The organism is Chitinimonas naiadis (assembly GCF_054780835.1).
Genome location: NZ_BAAGVO010000004.1, coordinates 1,544,791 through 1,568,566 on the forward strand (window position 1 = coordinate 1,544,791; position 23,776 = coordinate 1,568,566).

The following is a 23,776-nucleotide window of genomic DNA, read 5'->3' on the forward strand; positions in this document are numbered from 1 at the left end:
GCAAACGGCACGATAGCGTGGTCGGGCAAGGACCCGCGCCCCATTTGGCGCTAACATCGCCCCATTGACCCCGGTGCAGGCCCATCAGCCCCGCCACCACTGCCAAGGCCCACCATGCCCGCACCTGCCGCGCCCAGTTTTGTTGTCATCCTCGCCATCCTGCCTTTAATCGCCTGGCGCATCTACTCGCGCGTGCGCCGTCTGGTCGGGCGGCAAAAGTTCTCTCCCATCCGTCCCTGGCTGACCATTGTCCTGCTGCCGCTGCTGCTCAGCCTGCTGGTACTGGTCTCACTGCGCGATCCGCTCAACCTGGCAGCACTGACGGGTGGCGCAGCTGTGGGCATCGGCCTCGGCATCTTTGGCCTGCGCACCACCCGTTTCGATGCCAGTGAGGCCGGGCTCTATTACACCCCCAACGCCCATCTGGGCATCGCCCTATCCTTGCTGCTGGTGGGCCGGGTGCTCTATCGCCTTGCTCACCTTTACTTTACCGGCGAGCTGGGTAGCGGCCGGCCAGGCCCACAAGACCTGTTCAGCCCACTGACGCTGCTGATCTTCGGCACGCTGGCCGCTTATTACGTCAGCTACGCCATCGGTCTGCTAGGCTGGAAGCGCCGGGTCACGCAGGCGGCCGGCCAGACGCCGACGCTCGCCCCTCTGGCGGAATAGGCCCGTTAAAGAATCCACGGTTGCAGGAACATAAGGCGGCCGCCGCCGTCAGTACCCCACCCTCAGTACCTCTTTAGGGGGATAGGCTTTGCCGTTAGTCAGGTACACACTGTCAGTCATCATCCAGGTGCAATCTATAGGGCGTAAAACCGCCCGCAGATCATCAGCCAGGCGTTGACTAAGCCCCTGCCAGCACCTATCCCGAACGCAAGCACCCTTCAGCACCGTTACCCCACCGGAGCCCGCAGCATGAGCACGCATCTCGTCACCCCGGCCGAAGAATCCGATCCGCCCCACTCGCTGGTCGCCACCCGCGGCCATCAGATGTTCCCCATGCTGACGGAAGCGGAAATCAACCGCATGCGTCGCTTTGGGCGGCCCGAAGCATGGGCTGAAGGCCAGTTGCTGGTCGAAGCAGGCACCGTTGGGCCGGGCATGATCATCATCACCAGCGGCCGGGTAGAAATGTCCTACCTCGACGCGCACAGCAAGCGTCACAAGATCATTGAACATACTGCCGGCCAGTTTATCGGCGAGGTCGGGCAGCTCAGCGGCCAGCGTGCACTGGTCAACGGCCTGGCCATGTCGGATGTAGAAGGCATCGTCATTTCGCCGGAAGGTCTGCGCGCCGTGATGGTGGCAGAGGCCGAGAGCGGCGAGCGCATCATGCGGGCGCTGATACTGCGACGTGTCGGCTTGATCGAGGCCGGCGGCGGTGGCCCGGTACTGGTCGGCCGGGTCAATCATCCACGCCTGATCTCGCTGCAGAATTTCCTGCATCGCAACGGGCATCCCCATACCACGCTCGATTGCGCCTCCGCACCCGAGGCCATCGCCGTCGTGGTCCGCCTGTCGCCGGAAGTCGCCGACATGCCAATGGTGATCTGCCCGGATGGCACCATCCTGCACAACCCGTCCGAGGCGCAGCTCGCCAATACCCTGGGGCTCTTGCCCACCTTTGACGAGAACTTCATCTACGACGTCGCCGTCGTCGGCGCCGGCCCCGGCGGCTTGGCGGCCTCGGTCTACGCAGCGTCGGAAGGCCTGTCGGTGCTCGCGCTCGATTGTCGCGCGCCAGGTGGCCAGGCAGGGGCCAGCGCCCGGATCGAGAACTACCTGGGCTTCCCGACCGGCATCTCCGGCATGGCGCTGGCTGGCCGCGCCCTGGTGCAGGCCGAGAAGTTCGGCGCCCAGCTCGCCATCCCGGTGCAGGTCAGCAACCTGGATTGCAGTACCACCCCACCGGTCCTGACTTTCTCCGACGGTACCCGGGTGAAGGCCCGCACGGTGGTCATCGCCTGCGGCGCGACCTACCGGCGCCCCAAGTTTCGCAACCTCTGTACCTATGAGGGCAAGGGCATTTATTACTGGGCCTCGCCGGTCGAGGCACGGCTATGCGCACGCGAGGAAGTCGCCATCGTCGGTGGCGGCAATTCAGCCGGCCAGGCCGTGGCCTACCTTGCCAGCCACGCCAAGCATGTTCACCTGTTGATCCGCGGCCCCAGCCTGGCGGCTTCGATGTCCAAGTACCTCATCGACCGCATCGCCAGCCTGCCCAATGTGACCCTGCATGCCCACACCGAGGTGACCGGTGTGGATGGCGACGATACCGGCCTCAAGTCGGTTCACTGGCGCAAGCGGGGTGAAGAAACCGCAACCGAGCACCCCATCCGCAGCCTGTTCCTGTTTACCGGTGCCGACCCCAACACCAACTGGCTGCAAGACTGCGCCGTCACGACCGACGAGAAAGGCTTTGTGCTGACCGGCGAGAAGGCGGGCATCGGCCTAGACCGCAGCTGCGTCTCGCTGGAGACCTCGGTCCCCGGTGTCTACGCCATCGGCGACGTACGTTCCGGCTCAACCAAGCGTGTCGCCGCCGCCGTGGGCGAAGGCGCTGCGGTAGTAGCCCAGATCCACCAGTATCTCGCCGCACTGCCGATCGAACAGCAAGCCCAGGTTGCCGAGCCGATCTGCTGACCTCCCCCTCAGTTGCGCCATGAAAACGGTCCCGGCAAAACCGGGGCCGTTTTCTATCAGCGCCCTGCTGCGGGATCTACTTGCGTTCCAGATTCGGCAGCAGGATCGTGAACACCCCCAGCAATGGCAGGTAGGAACAGAGCTTGTACACATGGCTCACGCTGGTGATATCCGCCAAGTGTCCCAGCGCCGCGGCCGCGATGCCGCTGAAGCCGAACATCAGCCCGAAGAACACCCCGGCGATCATGCCCACCTTGCCCGGGACCAGTTCCTGGGCATAGACGATGATGGCCGAGAAAGCGGAGGACAGAATCAGGCCGATCACCACGCTCAGCACACCGGTCCAGAACAGGTTGGCATAAGGCAGTAGCAGCGTGAACGGCGCAACGCCGAGGATTGACACCCAGATCACGTACTTGCGACCAATCCGGTCGCCGATCGGGCCACCGGCAAAGGTGCCGAGCGCGACGGCCGCGAGGAACAGGAACAAGAACATCTGCGCACTCTGTACCGGCAGGGCAAAGCGCTCCACCAGGTAGAAGATGTAATAGTTGCTCAAGCTGGCCATGTAGAAATACTTGGAGAACACCAGCAGGCCCAGCACCACCAGCGCCCCCTTGACCTGACCCGGCGTCAGGTCTTGCCGTACATGCCCCGCCGCCTTGGCCTTGATCCCGGCATGGCTGCTCACCACCCAACGGCTGACGCGGAACAGCACGGCAATGCCGAGCATGGCAAACAGGCAGAACCAGGCCACGGCGCCCTGCCCGCGCGGAATGATGATGATCGCGGCCAGCAACGGCCCGAGCGCGGAGCCCGCATTACCGCCCACCTGGAAGAACGACTGCGCCAGGCCAAAGCGCCCGCCCGAACCCATGCGCGCCACGCGCGAGGCTTCCGGATGGAACACCGACGAACCCAGCCCCACCAGCGCAGACGCGACCAGCAAGAGTGGAAACGTATGCACCAGCGACAGCATCAATAGCCCGCACAGCGTAAACACCATGCCCATGGGCAGCAGATAAGGCTTGGGATGCTTGTCGGTATAAAAGCCGACGCCCGGCTGCAGCAGCGAAGCGGTGATCTGGAACACCAGCGTGATCAGGCCCACCTGGGTGAAGTTGAGCCCGTAGCTGGCCTTCAGCATGGGGTAGATGGAGGGCAGGATGGCCTGGATCAGGTCGTTGAGCAGATGCACGAAACTGACGGCGCCCACCACCGGCAGGAGGAACTGCCCGGTCTGGCTGGCCGCGCTGCGGGGAGCCGGTGCCAGCGGCACGGGGGATTCAAGGGTGTTTTGCAGGCTGCTCATGACTGATCACTAGGGAAACCGCGCAGGATTTGGCGCAGGGATAGTCTAGAATGGCGCCAAACAGGCCTCATGCCATTTATCGTCGAATAACTGCCAAATCACCATGCCCGAGCGCAGCCGCGATGCGGCCGACTACCAGCACGTCCCGCGCCCCGTCACCGCGATGGCCAAGGACTACCCGCACGGCACCCAGGTGCCGGCGCATACCCATCCGCGCGCCCAACTGCTCTACGCTGCCCAGGGGGTAATGCGCGTCCATACCCCGGATCGCGTCTGGACCATTCCGCCCCAGCGCGCCCTCTGGGTGCCGCCAGGTGTGGAACACCGGCTCACCACCATGAGCCCGGTCGCCATCCGCACCGTCTATGTCGCGCCGGATGCCGCCACCCTGCCTGGTCAGGACTGCCGCGTGCTGAGCGTCACCCCCTTGCTGCACGAGCTGATCCTCAGCTTGATCGACGAGCCCATCGAATACCCACTTCCGGGCCGTGGCGAACACATGGCCGCACTGATCCTGGCCGAGATCGCCGCCGCGCCCACCGTCCCCATCGCCATCCCCTGGCCGCGCGACCGCCGCCTGCTGGCCGTCTGCGAAGCCATCATGGATCGCCCCGGCAACCAGCACGGCATCGAAGACTGGACCGCCACCGCCGGAGCCAGCGGCCGCACGCTGATTCGGCTCTTTCCCCGGGAGACCGGCCTGCACTACCGGCAATGGGTGCAACAGGTCCACCTGGCCGATGCACTCTGCCGCCTGGACCAGGGCGAATCCATCGCACGCATCGCCAGTGCACTGGGCTACGCCAGCCCCAGCGCCTTTTCGGCCATGTTCCGGAAAGCATTGGGCGTTGCGCCCACGCAATACCTGACGCGGCGCTGAGTACAGCGGGCAGGCCCCGCGCCGCCAGGCGACGCAGTCCCACGTTTTTCAACCCAGGATATATTCTGAACAGGCAACTAAGCTGAACAGCAACGGGCGCGTACAAGATGCCCGCACTTGCACTCTCGGATATCGCCATGCGCCTTCAACTGCTCCGCCTAGCTATCGCCACCACGCTGCTGTTCAGCTTCTCCACCGCCTGGGCGCTGGATAAACCGGGCAAGGTGCGCATTTGCTCGGAAGACGAAGACTCCTATCCCTGGGTGCTCAAGGACAAGCCCGGCCTCAATGTGATCATGATGCGCCTGGTGGAAAAACAGCTCGGCACGACGGTGGAAGTCCAGCCGCTACCGTGGAAGCGCTGTATGGCCTTGGTCAAGGCCGGCGAGCTGGATGGCCTGTTCAAGATCAGCTTCGCACCGGACCGCCTGGAAACCGGCCGCTACCCCATGGTTGGCGACAGGCCAGACGCCAGCAAGCGCATGCTGGACGAGAGCTACAGCCTCTACCGCCTGAAGGGCAGCAAGGTGGAATGGGATGGCACGGCGATTCGCAACGCACCGGAGCCCATCGGCGCGCAGCCCGGCTACTCCATCATCCCCCAGCTCAAGGGCATGGGCATGCGGGTGGACGATGGCGTACGTGGCGCGGCCGAGCATTTCCAGAAACTACTGGTGGGTCGTGTCTCCGCCGTCGCCCTGCAAACCCTGCAAGGCGACGCCAGCCTCGCCCAACGGCCCGAGTTTGTCGCCAAAATAGAGCGGATCGACCCGCCCCTGGTCACCAAACCCTACTTCCTGATGCTCTCCAAACCCTTCGTGGAGAAATACCCCGACTTCGCCCAGAAGGTCTGGGAAACGGTGGCAGTAGTCAGGGAATCGGGCGAATACAAGACGGCGATGCAACAGTTCAAATAAGGACGGCCCTGCCGTCCCCGCAAACTACTTCACCGCCTTGAGTATCAGCGCACACGCGGCCCGATAAGCCTCGTGCTGGTATTTGTTCAGGCTGGCCGGCAGTTCATAACCATGCTTGCGCTCCTGCGCGCTCATGGTCTGCGCAGAGATGAGCGTCACCTCGCAATCAGCCAGTAGCTGAAAGATACCCTCGATCTTGAACGTCGTCGGCCCACCGGCAAAATCGCCCTTCTTGCCCCGCTTCTTGATCGCGATATGCGCAATGTCGTTGGCCTTCACGAAAGCCGTGATCTGCTCGGCAAAGGCCTTTACGTTGGCCGATTCATCATCGTCTTCCAGCTCGATCTTCTTGGTCGCAATCGGTAGATGGCTCAACACGCCGTCGCTACGCAGAACCATGGCGAATATCGCCTCGCTGCCCTTGATCTCTACACCGCAAACTTTCATAGCACCCCTTTTTATGCCCTGCCTGGCCCGAAAAAAAGCGGATCAGGCGGGTCGCAATCCCTGCCTTGCCAACTCCTTGCCCACCTCGATTTTTGGCAGAAAACATCGTCTGGACGTGGTCTGGCGCCAAGATTTGTATTTGCCCACCCCGCATAGTGGCTTGGCGAACCGTGCCAATACCCCGGCCCGTCGCTGTCGTGAACAGGGCCGATGTCACCCGTCGGCCTCCAACAATCACTCAGGAGGCGTAACCATGCAAAAGTTCAGACTTGGCTTGTGTACCACCTTGTTGGCCGGCTTCACCCTCAGCCTACCCGTACTGGCAGCCCCTGCCCAGCCCACCCAATCCGACGATACCCTGCGCAAAGCCGCAACCGCCGCCCTCGCCAGTCGGGCTTCCGCCATGTCGCCCGACAGCCCGGCGGTGGCCGACAGTGTCATGGACATCCATCAACGCAGCGGCGACTGGGTACTCGGTTCGGTCACCCAGGTACTGCGCAGCAAACAGCATCAGGTACCCCTGTCGCGCCTGTTCCTCGCCCATCGCACCGACAAGAACTGGAGCGTCGGTATCGAGGGTAGCGAGGCCTTCTTTACCCTGCTCGCCACCGCCCCGGACAGCATGCTTGCACCCTCTGAACGGAGCGCCTTCCTGCTACAACGCAGCAAACAGCAGGCCATTTTCAGCCAACCCAGCAACGCGGCACCATTGGCTGCGGGCGATACCGGCCTGTCGCTCCCCTGGGCCGAGGGCGTCGCCTGGTATATGGGCGGTGGTCCGCACGGCAATAGCGGCAACAGCCGCCCCTTCGATTCGATCGACTTCTCGGGTGGTAATGGCCAGGTACTGGCACCGCGCGATGGCCGTATCTACAAAAGCTGCATCAACAACGGCAGCGCCATCGTCCAGCTGGTGCACGACAACGGCTATACCTCGCGCTACTACCATATGATCAACCTCGCCAACCTGGCGGACGGCACGCTGGTCACCAAAGGCACCTACCTGGGTCAGATCGGCAACGGCCTGCCCTGTGGTGGCTCCACCACCGGCCCGCATGTGCATTTCTCGCTGAGCATGAACGGCAACGCCGTGGCGGTGAACGGCAAGACCGTGGGTGGCTGGCAGTTCTTTGAAGGGGCCAGCGCCTACCAGGGCTATGCCTTGCACGAAGGGCGACAGGTCAATCCCGGCGGCCGGCTGATCAACTACGGCTCGGGCGGGACCACGCCGCAGCCCGGCAAGACAGCCACCGTGACCACGCCCAATGCCAACATGACAGTCAACATCCGCTCGGCCCCCAACCTTCAGGCTAGCATCGTGACCACGGTGAGCAACGGCGCGCAGGTACGGCTGGTCTGCTATGCCAACGGTGATGCAGTCAACGGCACCTGGGGCAGCACCACGCTGTGGAACCGTCTGGATACCGGCAACTGGATCAGCGATGGGTTTGTCGATACTGGCAGCAATCAACCGGTAGTCCCGGCCTGTACCAGCGCGACCTGACAGCACAAAGCAGGCATCAACGCCTCCTTTCGCCCCGTATACGGGCGATGGGAGGGGTTATGCGTGAGGTCTTTTCCGCTACTGCAAAATCTCCCGCGTCAGCTGCTCGCCTTCGTCGCTCTCATCCATTTCGTCGATTCCAAGATTAGGAAAGGGGAGATACCAAGCTCGGCTTGTACGCTACTGACTGGCCATAAACGGCGCTTACGCTGCACTGCAGCATCGCCAACCATAGCAAGTGATTGATTGGCTTAGTGTTGGACATGGTGCACACTGCGCCGGTTACAACGGTAAAGCAGAACATGAAACGTGGGTTCTATACGGTCATGTCGGCGCAGTTTTTCAGCTCGCTGGCGGACAATGCCCTCTTCCCCGCCGCCGTTGCGTGGCTGAGGCTCAGTGGTGCAGCAGAATGGCAAAGTGCCGCGCTGGTGCCCATCTTTGCACTGTTCTACGTCATCCTCGCCCCCTTCCTCGGCGCCTTTGCCGATGCGCTCCCCAAGGGCAGGGTGATGTTCTGGTCGAACGCGATCAAACTCGCCGGCTGCGTGATGATGCTGGTCGGCGTACACCCCTTGCTGTCCTTTGCCATCGTCGGTCTCGGCGCTGCGGCCTATTCGCCCGCCAAGTACGGCATCCTCACCGAGATGCTGCCCTGCAGCCAACTGGTCAAGGCCAATGGCTGGATCGAGGGGCTGACCATGCTGTCCATCATTCTGGGCGTGGTGCTCGGCGGCCAGTTGATCGGCGCGCCGATCTCCAGCCTGCTGCTGTCCTTCAACATGCCGTTCTTCGATACCGGCATCAATACCGCACCGGAAGCCGCCATCAGCGTGCTGATGCTGCTGTATGTCGTTGCCGCCCTGTTCAACCTGCGTATTCCGCGTACCAGCGCTCCACTGCAACCTTTCCTGCCCAGCCTGCCCGGTCTGGTAAGGGACTTCTCCACCTGCAATTCGCGACTGTGGAAGGACAAGTTGGGCCAGATCTCGCTAGCCACCACCACGCTGTTCTGGGGCGCCTCGGCCAACCTCAAGTACATCGTGCTGGCCTGGGCCGCCGCCGTACTGGCGTTCGATACCACGCAGGCCACCACCCTGAGTGGCGTAGTCGCCATCGGCCTTGCCGGTGGCGCCGTGCTCGCGTCCAGCCGCACTCGCCTGGATCAGGCGACCCGCGTCATCCCGCTTGGCATCGCCATGGGGGTGCTGGTCATGGCCATGGTACTCGTCCACAGCGTCTGGATCGCCGTACCCTTCCTGATCGTGTTGGGTGCGCTGGCCGGCTACCTAGTCGTGCCGATGAACGCGCTGCTGCAGCACCGGGGTCACAAGCTCATGGGGGCCGGGCGCTCGATCGCAGTGCAGAACTTCTTCGAACAGGCCAGCGTACTGGGCCTGGGTGGCATCTATGTCGCCATGACCCACGCCGGCATGCCGGTCGTTGGCACCGTTGCGGCCTTTGGCTTCCTGGTAGCCGCCACCATGGTGGCCGTCATGGCCTGGCATAGCCGCAATACCATGACGCACCGCGCCGAGTTGGAACGCCTCTACGCCATCGCCCGCAGCGACAAGTAAGCCCGCCGACCATCCCCGCCCTGATATTCCGGCTGAATATTAGGGTATCCTTACGCATAGCTTGCGCTACCCGGCGCGGGCGTATCGCCCTCCCCTTCTGTCTTAGCTCCGTGAGGACTCCGTGTTCCGTTCCGCCACCATCATTGCTGTCTGCGGCCTCGCCGTACTCGCTACCGGCTGCGCCAGCCAACGTCCCCGTACCGTCACCAAGGTGGTCTACGTAGACCGCGAAGACAACAGCCGCCGTGAGGCCGCCCGTCGCGACGAAGCACGCCGCGAGGAAGCCCGTCGGGAAGAACAGCGGCGTGAGGAAGCCCGCCGCGAAGAAGAGCGCCGGGAAGCGGCCTATCTCGCCAGCCGTGGCAAGGTCATCAAGATCGAACAGATCGAAGTGACCAAGGAAACCGGCCCGACTGGCGCCATCGTCGGCGGCGTCGTGGGTGGCGTGGTCGGCAACCAGTTCGGCAAGGGTAAGGGCAAAGCCGCCATGACGGTCGCCGGTGTGGCCGGCGGTGCGGTGATCGGCAACGAGATTGCCAAGAGCAACAACAAGCCGAAGCGCTTCTACCGCGTGACCGTGAAGCTCGATAACGGCACCACCAAGCGCTACGACCAGGACAGCATCGGCAACCTGCGCACGGGCGACCGCGTCGCCATCGACAGCAACCGGGTCAGCCGCGGCTGACCTAGCCAATAGGCGCAAAGAGAAACGGCCCCATAGGGGCCGTTTTCATTGGTGGGCATCTCAAGCGGCAACCAGCTCATCCTTGGGCAGACAGCCCTGCCCCGCGAGCGTCAGCCGCACCGCCTCGTCAAGTGGCGTGCGCGGCTCGCTACCCAGTATGGTCAGCAGGCGCTGGTTGCTCATTCGTATCGGCTGTTGCCACAGATAACGCATCTCCTGCATTTCCCGCAGCATGGTCACAAACGGCGAGGCCAGCTTCAAAAGCCACCAGGGCAAAGCCTTGACGGTAATGACCGGGTCATTCACCGCCCGGCCGATGGCCGCCGCCATCTGCGTACCGTCCGCATCCCAATGGCCATCCATGTGGAAGGTCTCGAAATCCCCGAGCTGATCGCCCAGCTCGATCAGGCGCAGCATGGTCTCGGCCACATCCGGCACATAGGCCCATTGATGACCGACGCCGGGCGAGCCGGGGTTGCTTACCACGGTCACCGGCTGGCCCGCCTTGACCAGACCTTGCGAGAACCAGCTATTGCCAACCTGGGGACCAAAGAAGTCACCGGCCCGGACGATCAGCGTACGCACGCCGAACTCGGTCGCCGCCTGGAGGCGCCGCTCCAGCTCCACCCGGATCGCACCCTTGCGGGTAAGCGGATGTTGCGGCGAGTCTTCCCGCAGTATCGGGAAGGCATCGGGCCCGTAGTTGTAGACCGTCCCCGGTAGCAGGATGCGTGCACCGGAGGCACGGGCCGCAGCGATGGTGTTGTCCAGCATCGGCAGTACCAGCTCCGCCCACTTGCGATAGCCGGGCGGGTTGACCGCATGCACGATCAGCGCCGCGCCCTGAGCGGCCTGCACCACATCGGCCTTTTGCATCGCATCGCCCTGCACCCATTCGATGCCATCAGCCCGCCGGGCAGCGGCCTCTGCATTGCGGTTCAGCGCCCGCACCCGCCAGCCGCGGGCCAGCAGCTTGCGCGCCACCTCGCCGCCGATGCCACCCGTTGCGCCCAGTACCAGTGCCAGTTGTTGCTGTTTCATTTCGCTCTCCGTTGCGTGGTTGGATGACGCCACTTTGCGCGGCCGGCACACTAAACACAATTGACGACAATCCAATATCAGCTATACATTTTTGTATGAATAAATACCAAGAACCCGGCTGGGACCTGTACCGCACCGCCCTGGCCGTACTGGAAGAAGGCTCGCTCTCCGCAGCGGCACGCACGCTCGGACTGACCCAACCCACGGTGGGCCGGCAGATCGAGGCGCTGGAGGCGCAACTGGGCGTGGCCCTGTTCAGCCGCTCACAACTGGGCCTCACACCCACCGACGCCGCCCAGGCACTGCGCCCGTACGCAGAGTCCCTGCGCGCCACCAGCGCCGCCCTCGCCCGCACGGTACGCACCCAGGCGGCCGAGGTCAGCGGTGCCGTACGCATCACCGCCTCGGAGATCATCAGCACCGAAGTACTTCCACCAATGCTCGCCAGCCTGCGCCACAGCCACCCGCAGCTCTCGCTGGAACTGGCACCGTCAGACCGGACCCAAAACCTGCTACAACGCGATGCCGACATTGCGGTCCGTATGACCCAACCCGAGCAAGGCGCGCTGATCGCCCAGAAAGTCGGCCGCATCAGCGTGGGCTGCTACGCCCACCGCAGCTATCTGGACCAGTACGGCACGCCATCCAGCATGGCCGATCTATCCCGCCACCATCTGATCGGCTACGACCGCCTCGCCGCCTACATGCGCAACCTGGGCGACTGGAGCCAGGCCTTCCGCCCGGAGCAACTCGCGTTACGCACCGACAACAGCCTCAGCCAGCTAGCGGCAGTTCGGGCCGGCTTCGGCATCGGCTTCTGCCAACACCGGCTGGCGCTGCGCAATCCAGACCTGCTATCAGTCCTGCCCGACGAGATCGAAATCGGCTTCGATACCTGGATCGTCATGCACGAAGACCTGCGCGCCATTCAACGCTACCGGGTGGTGTTCGATGCTCTGGTGGATGGCTTGACCCGCTATATCTGCAGCGAGATGCCAAGACCGGACTAGGGCTGGTTCGCCGCCGAGAATTGCCAGCCACCGCCAATGCTCTGATAGAGACTGATCATCGCCAGCAGCCGGTCAGCGCGGGACTGCACCAGCGCAAGGTCTGCCGACAACAAAAAGCGCTGCGCATCGATCTGCTCCAGATAGGGCGAATAGCCTGCCTTGTAACGCTTGGTCGCATACGCCAGCGTGCGCGCAAGGGCATCGCGCTGGCTATCGAGGGCGCGCTCCTGCGCGTCGCTGTACTGCACGCTGGCGAGCGCATCCTCCACCTCCTTGAAGGCGGTCAGCGTTGCTTTCCGGTAACCATACGCGGCCTGGTCCCGTCGCATCGCGGCGGCATCGGCCTGCGCCTGCAGGCGCCCGGCCTCGAAGATGGGGGCAAGAATGCTGCCGCCGACCGAGAAAATCCGAACCGGTTCCGGCAGGATATTGGCGTCGACGATCCCGCCCGAAATACCCAGTTGGATGCGCGGCATGAAGGCCGCACGCGCGGCGTCCAGCGAATGATCTGCCGCCACCAGTTGCTGCTCCGCTTGGGCGATGTCCGGCCGCCGCCGCAATAGCTCGGATGGCAGGCTGACCGGCACCGTCAACACGGATAAGGTATCGAGTGGCCTGCCGCGGACAATGGCCCGCGGAGTCTCACCCAGCAGCAGGCTCAATGCGTCCTCCTGCCGTCGTATCGCGAGTTCCGTTCCAGGGATCAATTGCTCGGCGGCACGGTACTCCGCCTCGGCCTGCTGCATCTCCAGCATGGGGGCGTAGCCGGTGTCCGCGCGGCGCTGGGCTATGCGCAGGGACTCCGCCCTGGCACGCACCGTATCGCGCAGCAGGGCGAGCCTGGCGTCGAGGGAGCGCAAGCTCACGTAACCCGCCGCGGCTGCACTTGCCACCGCCAGCCGTACCGTATCGCGTGCGGCTTCGGTCGCTAGCAGGGACGCGCGTGCCACCTCGCTGGCCGAGGAGAGCCGGCCAAACAGGTCAAGATCATAGGAGAGGGATAGTTGCGCCACGCCATTGGTTTGCGTCACCCCCTTGCCGAAGGCGTTGACCGACCGTTGCCGGGCTGGCTGTATCACGCCGATCAGCTCCGGCTGGCGCTGGGCATCGACCAGACGGAACTGCGCACGGGCCTCCTCCACACGCGTCGCCGCGATGGCGATGTCGAGATTGTTCGCCAGCGCCGTTTCAACCACGTTGGCCAGGGCGGGATCTCCCAACGACCGCCACCAGGCCGTATCGACCACACCACCAGCCGGCGAGGCACCGCGCCAGTTGGCCGGCGGCGCGACGCTTGACGCCGTCGGCGCATCCGGCCTCGGTCCGGCGCAGCCCAGCAAGGCCAGCAACAAGCACGCCGACACGCACCTCATGGGCCTTTGCTCCGGGTATCCACACGTGCCTCGACCGACATCCCCGGCCGCAACAGTCTGGCCTTGGGCTGATCGGGATCGATCTGGATGCGCACACCGATACGCTGCGGCACCTTGACGAAATTGCCGGTGGCGTTGTCGGGCTTGAGCACCGCGAATTCCGCCCCGGTCGCCGGCGACAGCCGCTCGACCTGCCCCCTCAACGTCTCCCCATTCAAGGCATCCACCGTAAAAGTCACCGCCTGGCCCGGCGCCATCCGGCCGGTCTGCGCCTCCTTGTAGTTGGCGATGATCCAACGCTCTGGCGGCACCATGGACATGAGTTGGCTGCCATTGGTCACATATTGCCCGAGTCGCACACCGATCTCACCAAGCTGGCCAGGTTCCGGCGCCACGATCACGGTATTGCCCAGATCAATCTCCGCCAGCTGCAACTGCGCCCGCGCTGCCTTGACCTGAGCCTCCAGCCCGCCCTGCCCCACGTCCACAGTGCGGATATCCTGCCTGGCGATCTCCTGCCCAGCCTGTGCCTGCCGGACCTGCGCCTGGGCCTGCCGCAGCGCCGCCAGGGTCTGATCGCGCTCGCGCACCGAGACCGATCCATCCTTCACCAGGTCTTCCACCCGTACCATATCCGCCTGAGCCCGCATCAACTGCGCCTCGGCGTTGGCATGGCTGGCCTGCTGGGCCGATAGACCGGCCGTGCGCGCGGCATGGGCCTGTTTGCTATTTGCCAGCGCAGCCAGCTGGGCCTCCAGGTTCGAACGCGCCTGCTCTACCCGGGCACGGTAGATGCGGTCATCAATGCGCGCGAGGACCTGCCCCGCCTTGACCTGCTCGTAATCCCTGACCCTGACCTCCACCACATAGCCGCTCACCTGCGGCGCGATGACCACGGTACGCCCCCGGACATAGGCGTTCTCGGTCGCCTCCACGCCGTTGGCGAACGGCGGCAGGCCCCAGGCGGCGAGAATCAGCAGGATGGCGATCAGCGCCAGCGCCACGAACAGGATGGTATTGCGCCAGCTGCGCACCGGCGGGCGCCAGCCCGGTGCTGCAGCCTGGCCATCGCCCGCCGCGACGGGCGCCTCGCTAGCGGGGGTCGTCATTGCAAAGTCTCCATCATGCTCGCGCGGCCTCCAATGCCGCCTGCCGGCGCAGGGCCAGCACCTTCATCACGTTCACATAAGCCACATAGAGCGCCGTCAGCAACGCCAGCACGGCGACTAGTCGAAACACATCGTTGAAAGCCAGCGCATTGGCCTCTCTCTGCATCGCCTGCAGCAGCAGCCCGCTGCCCTGCCCTGCGCGCTGGGCCGGGTCCGTGATCGCGCCGGACAAGGCGCCAGCACCAGCCTGCAACCGCGCCGCAACCAGGGGGTCCGTCGTCAGCAAGCGCTCGGACAGTGCGACGGCATGGCTGCGCGCCATCACCACCTGATAGCTGCTAAGCAGGGCCGAACCCGCCAGCCCGCCAATGTTCTGAGTAACGCTGAACAACACCAGAAAGGTCACCAGAAAGGCCGGTCCACGCTGAAGCATGCGCTGGAAGCCATACAGCAGGGACGGCCCCAAGAAGAGGCTGGTACCGAGCGCGATCAGTGCCTGGCTCCAGTACAGTTGCTCTGGCCGGGTCAGGTTGTTCGACAGGCTGTCCAGCCCGGCACCGGCTGCGATCAGCAGCGCCGCCGATACCACCAGTACGGGCAAGCGGGCGGGTGACAAGGTCAGCACCACCAGCAAGGCGCCCAGCGCCATGGCTGCCAGCACGATGGCAAACAGCGTATGCATCTGATCGTTATTGAGGCCGGATGCGGTCAGCAGCCCCACCGCGCCATAGGTCTGCTCCGCCAGCGCGAGCCGCACCAGCATGGCCACGCCGGCAAAGCGCAGGATGTCGGTCGTGGCGACCCAACTGATCTGCAGCAAGGGCTCCGCGCGACGATGCTCGATCAGCACGGCGGTCACCACCAGGATGATCGCCAGCACCAGCGCCCAACCGAGCCAGGGTGTATCGTTCCACCAAAGGTTGCGTCCCATCGCCAGCACGGCGCACACCAGCATCGTGGCCGGCAATAGTAGGAAGAAAGTCAGGAAATCCAGCGGCCGGAATACCTTGCTGCAGACGCTGGGCGGCAGCGGGAATAACCACAGCACCGCCAAAGCCAGCAGCGCCAGCCCCATCTCGATAAAGTGCAGCCCCTGCCAACTGCTAAGGGCCAGCATCTCGACCGGAAACAGCCGGGCGATCGGCGTGCCAAACTGTGGGATCACGATACCCACCGCGAGCGCCATCGGCCTTACCTTGGGCGGCATAGCCTGAAGCAGGTTGTAGATGGTCATGGTGGTGAGGCCGGCCGCCGCCATGCCGCTGGCGGCGCGGACCAGCAACGCGCTGGCAAAGCCGGGCAGCAGTATCTGCGCGAGCGTCGCCAGGATATAAACCACGAGCAAGCCGCTGGTCACCGACGGAATCCCGAACTGCGTGCGTGCCTTGATCAGCATCAGGTTGGCGCAGGCGTTCATCGCCACGTAGATCGCCGGCAGCAGGCTGGCCTCGGCCGCATAGATACCCAGCGCCCCCGATAGATTGCCGACATTGACGGTGACCAGGGCATTGCCCAGCGTCGCGCAGACCCCCATCAGCAAGGCCACCAAGCCATAGCCCACCCGCCGCAGATGAGGGTGCCGTGGCGAATACGGCGAGCCGGGGAACATCGGCTGCTCGTCGGGCGCAAACTGGTAGGACGTTACGGCCGTACTCATCGAACCCTCTTCAGCATCCTGCTAACTCGACGTCAAAAACCACCCCCACCCCATCCCATCCGCTGCCCACCAGGTAGCGAAGGGAGTTCTCCCATCAGAATCATCATAGTGAGCGAATGGCAAGCAACCATCCCCCTATCGGGGGATACACCGCTGCCACCTCATGGGGTTCAGGCGGCACCCTGCACGGCCTAGCCTTGTAGATGTCAGCCTGTACAAAGGCCAGCCGGAATTTTCTGCCTGCGGATGCTAGAAAACAGCGTCCCGCCTAGCAATTGAAGAATACTCATCGGGGTGCTGAACAAACTTCAGCCGGTACCGGCTTGGCAGCATGCAGTCCGCTCGGGAATGATGCGCGCGGCATCCCTTACTAAGGAGTTTCCGTGGCCCCTCGCAGGATCGATCTCAACCTGTTCCGCGTCTTCGAGGCCGTCATGCGCCATCGCAGCATCCGCGGCGCTAGCCAGGAACTGTGCATCACCCCCTCCGCAGTCAGCCACGCACTGACACGCCTGCGCACCGCACTAGGGGACAGCCTGTTTGTCGCGACCGAGACCGGCATGGCCCCCACCGCTCGCGCGCTGGAGCTCGCGCCGCAACTGCGTGCCGGACTCGCACGCATCGACGCTGCCCTGCAAGCCGCGCTGTTCGATCCCACCCAATCGCAGCGCACCTTCCGCCTGGCCGCCTCGGACTATGCCTGCACGGTGGTCCTGCCCCATCTGGTCCGGTACCTGGCCCGAACCGCGCCACAGATCGACCTGCGGGTCTTCCCGTTCAATCGCCTGGACACGATCCGGCAACTGGACGACGGCCGGCTCGATATCGTGATCGGCTGGTTCAACGACCTGCCACAACGTATGTGCCGGCTACCGCTTTGGGAGGACTACGAGGCCATCGTGGTACGTGCCGGCCATCCGCTGGCCGAAGGCCCTGTCACCCGCGAACGGCTGCTCGCCTACCCTCATGTGGTGGTCGAACTGACCGGCAGCAACGAGCAGACGCAGGATGGCTTTCTCGACGACCTAGGCGTATCGCGTCGGGTCTGGATCGAACGCCTGCTGCTGGAATTGGGCAATGACACGAACGGTCCGACCGGGCGTGCCGCCGTAGCGGTGCCGCACTACGCCTCGGTCCTGCCACTACTGGAATCAACCGATCTGGTCGCGACGCTTCCTCGCAGCTACGTACTACCAGCGGTCGCCAAGGGATCGGTCGTGCTTCTGCCGCTCCCGTTCGAGCCATTGCGCGGCAGACTGGATGTCATCTGGCACCAGCGAGGCAATCAGGACGAAGGCCTGCAATGGCTGATCAAGGAAGGATTTGAAACATTCGCGCCCCAAGCTGTGTAAGCCGCTTTGGGGACGCACGCCCAAGGTGTAGCCTCCCGCTCCGTACCGCCCCCAGGGCAAATGCCTGCCGACCAGAACAAGGGTATCCAGATCTATGCAGCGATCACGCAACCGTTCCTGGCCCAGCCTGAGTGCCGCCACCGCCTTGCTGGGCTTGCTACTGCTGAGTGGGTGCGCAACCTCCGTGGTCAATCCGGTCTCCAATGTCGCCCTGCCGGGCGATGCACCGGTGGACATGGGTTCGCATACCGACATCGTCGGGCCCAACGTCATCGCCCTGTCGTTTTCCGGTGGCGGCCTGCGTGCTGCCGCCTTCGCCCATGGCGTGATGCAGGCACTCAAAAGCACGCCGACGCCCGAGGGTGATCTGCTCAACGACGTCACCCTGCTGACCAGTGTCTCGGGGGGCTCGCTGGTTTCCGCCTACTGGGGCGTCTATGGCCGTGAGGGCCTGGAGGACTTCCGGGATCAGGTGCTGCTGCGCGATTTCGAGCGGGACATGCGCCTGTCGGTGCTGAATCCCGCCAACTTCCTACGCCTGCTGGGCGGCGGCCTGAACGACCACTCCAATTTCTCCGAGATTCTCGACCACAAGGTCTTCAAGGGCGCGACCTTCTCGGACATCTACCAGCACTCCCGCGCCGATGTACGCATCAACGCGACCGACCTGTACCACCGCATCAGCTTCCCCTTCATACCTCGCGTGTTCTCACTGCTGTGCAGCGATATCCGCCCTTACAAGGTGGCCGATGCCGTCGCCGCCTCCATGGCCGTACCTTTGGTGTTTGCCCCGGTCGTCCTGCGCACCTATCCCGAAAACTGCATCTACCCACCACCGCCGTGGATAGAAAAAACCCGTAACGACCCGCACGCCCAACGCCTGTATGCCGCAGCAGCCAACGGCATCGCCAGCTATCGGGATCCCAATCGTATCCGCTATATCAAGCTGGTTGATGGTGGACTGACCGACAACCTCGGGCTCTCCACCCTGCTGATCACCCGCGCCCTGCTCGGCACCCCACATGCCCCACTGACCGAACGCGACGCCGTGCGCATCAAGCAGATGCTGTTCATCGTGGTGGATTCCGGCCTCGGCCCCAGTGGTGACTGGACCTGGCACCCCGGTGGCCCGGGTGGCGTGGATTACGCCCTCTCCTCCACCGATGCCGCCATCGATGCCTCCAGCCGCTTCGCCGCCGACTCCTTCGCCCGCATGGTGCAGGACATGCAGCGAGACACCATCGCCTACCGCTGCCAGCTCAACCCCACCGAAATACTACGGCTGCGCGGCACCCTGGCCGACTGGCGTTGCGACGACGTGAAGTTCGAAGTAGAACTGCTGTCCTTCGCCAGCTTTGATCCCGCTACCCGCACCAAGCTCGACAGCATTCCCACCCGTCTGACGCTAACCCGCGGTCAGGTCGATACGGCCATCCAGGCCGGCATGGCTGGCGTGCAGCAATTGCCTTCCTTGCAACGTTACATTGAGCGACGCACCGCAATGCCCCAGGCCAGCAAGCCCATGGCAGCAGGACAATAGCGACTTATCCATGACGCCAACCTGACAAACTGTGGCGCTGATATGTTAGTACAGTCTAATATGTTAGGTTGTATAGCCCCTATCCGGATCGCCACATGACGCTCCCCATGCTGCATGTCTCTCGCTGATCGACTCCGACGCTTCTTTGGCTCGGCAGCCCCGGTCACGCCCACGGCGACCCGTGTTGCCGGCGCGGCGGTATCGCGCGCGCTCGATTCGATCTCCCAAGGAGTACTGATCACCGGCCCGGACCGGCGCATCCTGTCCGCCAATGCCGCGTTCTCCAAGATCACCGGCTACGGCGCCGACGAAGCCATCGGCCGCAACTGCGACTTCCTGCAGGGCCCCGATACCGATGCCAACGCCGTCGCAGCTATCCGCACAGCCCTTGCCGCAGAAGTCGAATACGCCGGTGAACTGCTCAACTACCGCAAGAATGGCGATGCCTTCTGGAACGAGCTGACGATCACGCCGACGCATGATCCGGCAGGGCAACTGACCCATTTCATCGGCATCCTGCGCGATGTCACCACCCGGAAGTCCGCCGAGGCCGCACGGGCCGCCAGCGAGCAACGCTACCGCGCCCTGATCGCCAACATTCCCGCTGGGGTCGTCGTCCACGGGCCGGATTCCGAAATCATCCTGGCCAATGCCCGCGCATCCTCTATCCTGGGGCTCACGCAGGAACAGATCCGTGGCCTCGTGGCCATCGACCCCTACTGGCACTTCCAGTGCGAAGACGGCCGCCCCATGCTGCAGGCCGATTTCCCGGTCAACCGGGTGCTGGCCAGCAAGGCCCCCATCCAGAACCAGGTCGTGGGTGTGCAGCGTCGCGAGGGTGAAGCCCCGCTGTGGGTCATGTGCAACGGCTATCCGGTATTCGACGACACGGGCGAACTCAGCGAAGTGATCATCAGCTTTACCGATGTCACCGACCTCAAGCAGACCGAACGGGCACTGCAGAAATCCGAAGAACGGTTGCGCCTGGTCCTGGAAGGCTCCAAGGAAGCACCCTGGGACTGGGAAGTCGCAACAGATACCGCCTACTACTCACCTCGCTGGTGGGAGATCCTCGGCTATGAAGTCAATGAACTGCCAACCGATTCCAGTCTGTGGCGCAGGTTGACTCATCCAGACGACATCGCACCCGTGGAGCAGGTCTTCGGCCATGCGCTGCGTACCGACGCCACCCTGTATGAAGTCGAATTCCGCCTCCTTCACAAAGCCGGCCACTATGTCCCGCTGCTATCGCGTGGCTCCATCCTGCGCGACAAGGAGGGCAAGGCCATTCGCGTCTCCGGCACCAATACCGATCTCACCGAGCGCAAGCAGACCGAAGAGCGCATCCATCAGCTCGCCTTCTTCGACGCACTGACCGGTCTGCCCAACCGGCGCCGCCTGATGGAGCAACTGCGCAAGGCACTGCTGAGCAGCACCCGCAATCGCCAGCAGGGCGCCCTGCTGTTCATCGACCTCGACAACTTCAAGGCGCTGAACGATACCCTGGGCCATGACATGGGCGACCAGCTGCTGCGCCAGGTAGCGCAACGCCTGCGCAAGATGATGCGCGAGGCCGATTGCGTGGCACGGCTCGGTGGCGATGAGTTCGTGGTCCTGCTCGAAGAGCTGGGTGCCGATCCGCGCCGCGCCGCCATCGAGGCCGAGACCCTGGGCCAGCAGATCCTGACCGCGCTGGGTCAGCCCTACCAGTTGCTGGGCCGCGAGCATCGCAGTACACCCAGCATCGGCATCGCCCTGTTTGACGAACGCATCGAAGGCGTGGACGGCCTGCTCAAGCATGCCGACCTCGCCATGTACCAGGCCAAGGCGGCCGGCCGAAACACGCTTTGCTTCTTCGATACCAGCATGCAGGCGGCAGTGGACCAGCGGGTGGCGATGGAAAGTGACCTGCGCGAAGGCCTGCAGCGCAACGAAATGGTGCTGCACTACCAGCCCCAAGTCGACGAGCACGGCAACATCATCGGCGCGGAAGCGCTGGTACGCTGGCAGCACCCGCGCCTGGGCATGGTGCCGCCCGGCGAGTTCATCCCGCTGGCCGAAGCCACCCGGCTGATCCTGCCGCTGGGCAACTGGGTGCTGCGCACCGCCTGCCGCCAGCTCGCCGACTGGGCCACCCAGCCGGAAATGGCCAATCTCTCCCTGGCGGTCAATGTCAGCGCACCACAGTTCCACGAGCCCGACTTTGTCGACCAGGTCTTGGCAGCATTGGCCGAGACCGGGGCCAATCCGGTACGGCTCAAGCTGGAACTGACCGAAAGCCTGCTGGCCGAGAACATCGACGACATCATCGGCAAGATGAGCGAACTCAAACGCCACGGCGTCGGCTTCTCGCTGGACGACTTCGGCACCGGCTACTCCTCGCTCAGTTACCTCAAGCGGCTACCACTCGATCAGCTCAAGATCGACCAGTCCTTCGTGCGCGATGTCCTGACCGACGCGAACGATGCCACCATCGCCCGCATCATCATTACCCTGGCCGACAACCTGGGCCTCATGGTCATCGCCGAAGGCGTGGAGAGCGAAGGCCAGCGCCAGTTTCTCACCGCCAACGGCTGTCTGGCCTACCAGGGCTACCTGTTCAGCCGCCCCGTCCCCATCGCTGCCTTCGAGCACGCCCTGCTGGCCAGCCCCCAAGGCGCCTGAGCCACACCTGCCCACACTCCACACATCAGGCCACAAGGTCCGGCACCAGCACGGCCCAGCTTGCTGGCGGCATTGTTGCAAATCGAACAGTCTTTTACTTCTTCAGCATCACGTGAAAGTAAAAATACTGATTGGTATGCTATGTTGCAAACAACGCCTGCCAAAGCCCACGAGGCTCAGGCAAACCCAAAGCTAATGGAGTCTCCATGCGCCCTGCCCGCCTGCCTCGTCTGATCCTCCTCGCCGCGCTTGTCCCGCTGGCCTACGCCGCCACGCCGGAATGGGTCACTCGCAGCAACAAGCTCGCCGAGCCCGTACTGCAGGCCCGCGCCCAGTTCGCGCCGGAGAACGCAACCGCGGCCGGCCAGGACAGCTACGACACGGCCGTCGTGGACCTCAAGCCCCGGGTATTCGAGCGCCTGCAGGCCGTAAACGAACAATTGCTGAGCAAGCTGCGCGCCGAACGACAGGCCGAGACCGATCGTCATGTCCAGCAGGATTTGGAGATCATGATCGACACGCTGCAACGCGACAGCAGCAGCGCCAGGCTGAATCATGAGGTGATGCTGGAGAGCCTCAATATCTCCGAGGTCGTCTTCGGCGGGCTGCACGGCCTGCTCGACGCCCGCAACAAGCCCGAACGCCAGGCCAGGGCACTGGTGCGGCTCAAGCGCTATGCCGGGCTGGAAGCCGGCTACACCCCGATCACCGAACTGGCCCGCGCCCGCCAGCAGGAAGAACTGCAACGCCCCGGCCTGATCGGCCCCTATGTCGACGACATCCAGCAGCAACTCGACAACACCGAGTTCTATATCAAGGGACTGGAAGACCTGTTCAAGAAAGCCGGGCTCGAAGGCTGGCAAGCGCCGCTCGCCACCTTGAGCAAACAGCTACGTGACTACGACGCCTGGGTCCGTACCGACCTGCTGCCGCGTGCCCGCAAGGATGCTCGCCAGCCGGCTGTCATCTACGCCGATACCTTGAAGCAGCTGGGCGTGGATATCAGCCCGGATGAACTGATAGACCGTGCTACGGCCGACTACCAGGAAGTGCGCGACCAGATGCAGGCCATCGCCGGCAATATCGCCCGCCAGCGCAAGCTGCCCTCGGCCGACTATCGCGACGTAATCCGCGAGCTCAAGAAAGCCCAGATCGAACCACTGGCCCTGCTGCCCCTGTACTGGAAGCGCCTGGGCGAGATCGAAGCCATCGTCCGTCGCGAAAAGATCCTGACGCTGCCTGATCGCAAGCCCAACATCCGGCTGGCGACCGAGGCCGAATCCGCCCGCATCCCCGCACCATTCATGTCGCCACCCCGCATGATTGGCAACACCGGGGAATACGGCGAGTTCGTCATTCCGCTGACCAACCCGCACGCCAAGTCAGCCGCCAGGATGGACGACTTCAGCCATGACGCCATCACCTGGGCATTGGCGGCGCATGAGGCGCGCCCCGGTCACGAACTGCAGTTCGCCTCCATGGTAGAGCGCGGCACCTCCCTGCCCCGCACCCTGTTCGCCATGAACAGCGCCAACGTGGAAGGCTGGGCGCTGTACTGTGAGGCCTTGGTCTTCCCCTATCTGCCTGAGGATGGCCAGCTCTTCACCCTCCAGACCCGCATGATGCGCATGGCCCGAGCCTTTCTCGATCCCATGGTCAACCTGGGCCGTATCTCACCGGCCGATGCCAAGCGCTTCCTGATGGAAGAAGTCATGCTCTCCGAACCCATGGCCCAGCAGGAGTCCGATCGCTACGCCTTCGTGTCGCCCGGCCAGGCGACCTCCTACTACTACGGCTACCTCAACATGCGTAGCCTGCGCACCCGAACCGAGATCGCACTTGGACCTCAATTCAACTTGATGTTATTCAATGATTACATACTGAGCCAGGGGCTGCTGCCCCCGCGCCAGCTACGCGATGCCGTGCTGAACGATTTTGTGCCGGCACAACTGGCCAAGAGCAAGTCCGCCAGCAAATAGATTTACCCTGAGCAACACCCCTGCTGCAGCGGCCCTTCGGGGCCGCTTTTTTTGTCCGTCCGACGGGCCTGCAAACCTGTAGT

The 23,776-nt window shown here is 63.8% G+C and carries 18 protein-coding genes; 12 read left to right on the forward strand and 6 right to left on the reverse strand.

Annotated features, from left to right (window positions below; all coding sequences use genetic code 11):
• The first annotated feature begins 114 nt into the window (after positions 1-114).
• Positions 115-669, forward strand: coding sequence for a hypothetical protein (locus ACYVHK_RS13485; RefSeq protein WP_460532781.1), 555 nt, complete (start codon positions 115-117; stop codon positions 667-669).
• 249 nt (positions 670-918) lie between these two features.
• On the forward strand, positions 919-2,646 hold the full coding sequence (locus ACYVHK_RS13490; RefSeq protein WP_460532784.1) for an FAD-dependent oxidoreductase: 1,728 nt from the start codon (positions 919-921) through the stop codon (positions 2,644-2,646).
• 76 nt (positions 2,647-2,722) lie between these two features.
• On the opposite strand, the gene ACYVHK_RS13495 is transcribed toward ACYVHK_RS13490, so the two are convergent.
• On the reverse strand, positions 2,723-3,958 hold the full coding sequence (locus tag ACYVHK_RS13495) for an MFS transporter (RefSeq protein WP_460532787.1): 1,236 nt from the start codon (positions 3,956-3,958) through the stop codon (positions 2,723-2,725).
• A 103-nt stretch (positions 3,959-4,061) separates the two neighbouring features.
• Here ACYVHK_RS13495 and ACYVHK_RS13500 point away from each other — a divergent pair, with 103 nt between their 5' ends.
• Positions 4,062-4,838 (forward strand): AraC family transcriptional regulator, encoded by a 777-nt coding sequence (locus tag ACYVHK_RS13500; RefSeq protein WP_460532790.1) that lies wholly within the window; start codon positions 4,062-4,064, stop codon positions 4,836-4,838.
• A 137-nt stretch (positions 4,839-4,975) separates the two neighbouring features.
• Positions 4,976-5,755 (forward strand): substrate-binding periplasmic protein, encoded by a 780-nt coding sequence (locus ACYVHK_RS13505; protein WP_460532793.1) that lies wholly within the window; start codon positions 4,976-4,978, stop codon positions 5,753-5,755.
• Between the two features lie 24 nt (positions 5,756-5,779).
• Here ACYVHK_RS13505 and ACYVHK_RS13510 read toward each other — a convergent pair whose 3' ends face one another.
• Positions 5,780-6,202: a DUF3010 family protein gene (locus tag ACYVHK_RS13510; protein ID WP_460532796.1), complete on the reverse strand. Its 423-nt coding sequence runs from the start codon at positions 6,200-6,202 to the stop codon at positions 5,780-5,782.
• 253 nt (positions 6,203-6,455) lie between these two features.
• On the opposite strand from ACYVHK_RS13510, the gene ACYVHK_RS13515 reads away from it, so the two are divergent.
• The 3 genes from ACYVHK_RS13515 to ACYVHK_RS13525 all read left to right on the forward strand — a co-directional run bounded on the left by ACYVHK_RS13515 (position 6,456) and on the right by ACYVHK_RS13525 (position 9,968).
• Positions 6,456-7,706, forward strand: coding sequence for a M23 family metallopeptidase (locus ACYVHK_RS13515; protein ID WP_460532799.1), 1,251 nt, complete (start codon positions 6,456-6,458; stop codon positions 7,704-7,706).
• 302 nt (positions 7,707-8,008) lie between these two features.
• On the forward strand, positions 8,009-9,283 hold the full coding sequence (gene lplT / locus ACYVHK_RS13520; protein WP_460532802.1) for a lysophospholipid transporter LplT: 1,275 nt from the start codon (positions 8,009-8,011) through the stop codon (positions 9,281-9,283).
• A gap of 121 nt (positions 9,284-9,404) precedes the next feature.
• Entirely contained in the window at positions 9,405-9,968 is a 564-nt protein-coding gene (locus ACYVHK_RS13525) for a glycine zipper 2TM domain-containing protein (protein ID WP_460532805.1), read from the forward strand.
• 60 nt (positions 9,969-10,028) lie between these two features.
• On the opposite strand, the gene ACYVHK_RS13530 is transcribed toward ACYVHK_RS13525, so the two are convergent.
• The gene (locus ACYVHK_RS13530) at positions 10,029-11,009 is read right to left on the reverse strand and encodes an SDR family oxidoreductase (protein WP_460532808.1); all 981 of its coding nucleotides are present in this window, start codon (positions 11,007-11,009) and stop codon (positions 10,029-10,031) included.
• A 95-nt stretch (positions 11,010-11,104) separates the two neighbouring features.
• On the opposite strand from ACYVHK_RS13530, the gene ACYVHK_RS13535 reads away from it, so the two are divergent.
• On the forward strand, positions 11,105-12,019 hold the full coding sequence (locus ACYVHK_RS13535) for a LysR family transcriptional regulator (RefSeq protein ID WP_460532811.1): 915 nt from the start codon (positions 11,105-11,107) through the stop codon (positions 12,017-12,019).
• On the opposite strand, the gene ACYVHK_RS13540 is transcribed toward ACYVHK_RS13535, so the two are convergent.
• Genes ACYVHK_RS13540 through ACYVHK_RS13550 form a run of 3 tightly spaced genes read right to left on the reverse strand, consistent with a single transcriptional unit; the run spans position 12,016 to position 16,158 of the window.
• Positions 12,016-13,392: an efflux transporter outer membrane subunit gene (locus tag ACYVHK_RS13540; RefSeq protein ID WP_460532814.1), complete on the reverse strand. Its 1,377-nt coding sequence runs from the start codon at positions 13,390-13,392 to the stop codon at positions 12,016-12,018. The two genes, ACYVHK_RS13535 and ACYVHK_RS13540, sit on opposite strands and share 4 nt — an antisense overlap.
• Positions 13,389-14,501, reverse strand: coding sequence for an HlyD family secretion protein (locus tag ACYVHK_RS13545; protein ID WP_460532817.1), 1,113 nt, complete (start codon positions 14,499-14,501; stop codon positions 13,389-13,391). The genes ACYVHK_RS13540 and ACYVHK_RS13545 overlap by 4 nt, the downstream gene beginning before the upstream one ends.
• Before the next feature lie 13 nt (positions 14,502-14,514).
• Positions 14,515-16,158 (reverse strand): hypothetical protein, encoded by a 1,644-nt coding sequence (locus ACYVHK_RS13550; protein ID WP_460532820.1) that lies wholly within the window; start codon positions 16,156-16,158, stop codon positions 14,515-14,517.
• A gap of 383 nt (positions 16,159-16,541) precedes the next feature.
• On the opposite strand from ACYVHK_RS13550, the gene ACYVHK_RS13555 reads away from it, so the two are divergent.
• From ACYVHK_RS13555 to ACYVHK_RS13570, 4 genes are all read left to right on the forward strand, one after another.
• Positions 16,542-17,510, forward strand: a complete 969-nt coding sequence (locus tag ACYVHK_RS13555) for a LysR family transcriptional regulator (protein WP_460532823.1) — start codon at positions 16,542-16,544, stop codon at positions 17,508-17,510.
• A 94-nt stretch (positions 17,511-17,604) separates the two neighbouring features.
• Complete coding sequence (locus ACYVHK_RS13560; protein ID WP_460532826.1) at positions 17,605-19,050, forward strand: patatin-like phospholipase family protein; 1,446 nt, start codon at positions 17,605-17,607, stop codon at positions 19,048-19,050.
• A gap of 114 nt (positions 19,051-19,164) precedes the next feature.
• Positions 19,165-21,714, forward strand: coding sequence for a sensor domain-containing protein (locus ACYVHK_RS13565; RefSeq protein WP_460532829.1), 2,550 nt, complete (start codon positions 19,165-19,167; stop codon positions 21,712-21,714).
• A 206-nt stretch (positions 21,715-21,920) separates the two neighbouring features.
• Positions 21,921-23,693, forward strand: coding sequence for a DUF885 domain-containing protein (locus ACYVHK_RS13570; RefSeq protein ID WP_460532832.1), 1,773 nt, complete (start codon positions 21,921-21,923; stop codon positions 23,691-23,693).
• Positions 23,694-23,776 lie beyond the last annotated feature (83 nt).

Excerpts from the sequence above, each read along its gene's own strand:
- ACYVHK_RS13485 (WP_460532781.1), top strand. The coding sequence starts at position 115 with ATGCCCGCACCTGCCGCGCCCAGTTTTGTTGTCATCCTCGCCATCCTG.
- ACYVHK_RS13490 (WP_460532784.1), top strand. The coding sequence starts at position 919 with ATGAGCACGCATCTCGTCACCCCGGCCGAAGAATCCGATCCGCCCCAC.
- ACYVHK_RS13495 (WP_460532787.1), bottom strand. The coding sequence starts at position 3,958 with ATGAGCAGCCTGCAAAACACCCTTGAATCCCCCGTGCCGCTGGCACCG.
- ACYVHK_RS13500 (WP_460532790.1), top strand. The coding sequence starts at position 4,062 with ATGCCCGAGCGCAGCCGCGATGCGGCCGACTACCAGCACGTCCCGCGC.
- ACYVHK_RS13505 (WP_460532793.1), top strand. The coding sequence starts at position 4,976 with ATGCGCCTTCAACTGCTCCGCCTAGCTATCGCCACCACGCTGCTGTTC.
- ACYVHK_RS13510 (WP_460532796.1), bottom strand. The coding sequence starts at position 6,202 with ATGAAAGTTTGCGGTGTAGAGATCAAGGGCAGCGAGGCGATATTCGCC.
- ACYVHK_RS13515 (WP_460532799.1), top strand. The coding sequence starts at position 6,456 with ATGCAAAAGTTCAGACTTGGCTTGTGTACCACCTTGTTGGCCGGCTTC.
- lplT (WP_460532802.1), top strand. The coding sequence starts at position 8,009 with ATGAAACGTGGGTTCTATACGGTCATGTCGGCGCAGTTTTTCAGCTCG.
- ACYVHK_RS13530 (WP_460532808.1), bottom strand. The coding sequence starts at position 11,009 with ATGAAACAGCAACAACTGGCACTGGTACTGGGCGCAACGGGTGGCATC.
- ACYVHK_RS13535 (WP_460532811.1), top strand. The coding sequence starts at position 11,105 with ATGAATAAATACCAAGAACCCGGCTGGGACCTGTACCGCACCGCCCTG.
- ACYVHK_RS13540 (WP_460532814.1), bottom strand. The coding sequence starts at position 13,392 with ATGAGGTGCGTGTCGGCGTGCTTGTTGCTGGCCTTGCTGGGCTGCGCC.
- ACYVHK_RS13545 (WP_460532817.1), bottom strand. The coding sequence starts at position 14,501 with ATGACGACCCCCGCTAGCGAGGCGCCCGTCGCGGCGGGCGATGGCCAG.
- ACYVHK_RS13550 (WP_460532820.1), bottom strand. The coding sequence starts at position 16,158 with ATGAGTACGGCCGTAACGTCCTACCAGTTTGCGCCCGACGAGCAGCCG.
- ACYVHK_RS13560 (WP_460532826.1), top strand. The coding sequence starts at position 17,605 with ATGCAGCGATCACGCAACCGTTCCTGGCCCAGCCTGAGTGCCGCCACC.
- ACYVHK_RS13565 (WP_460532829.1), top strand. The coding sequence starts at position 19,165 with ATGTCTCTCGCTGATCGACTCCGACGCTTCTTTGGCTCGGCAGCCCCG.
- ACYVHK_RS13570 (WP_460532832.1), top strand. The coding sequence starts at position 21,921 with ATGCGCCCTGCCCGCCTGCCTCGTCTGATCCTCCTCGCCGCGCTTGTC.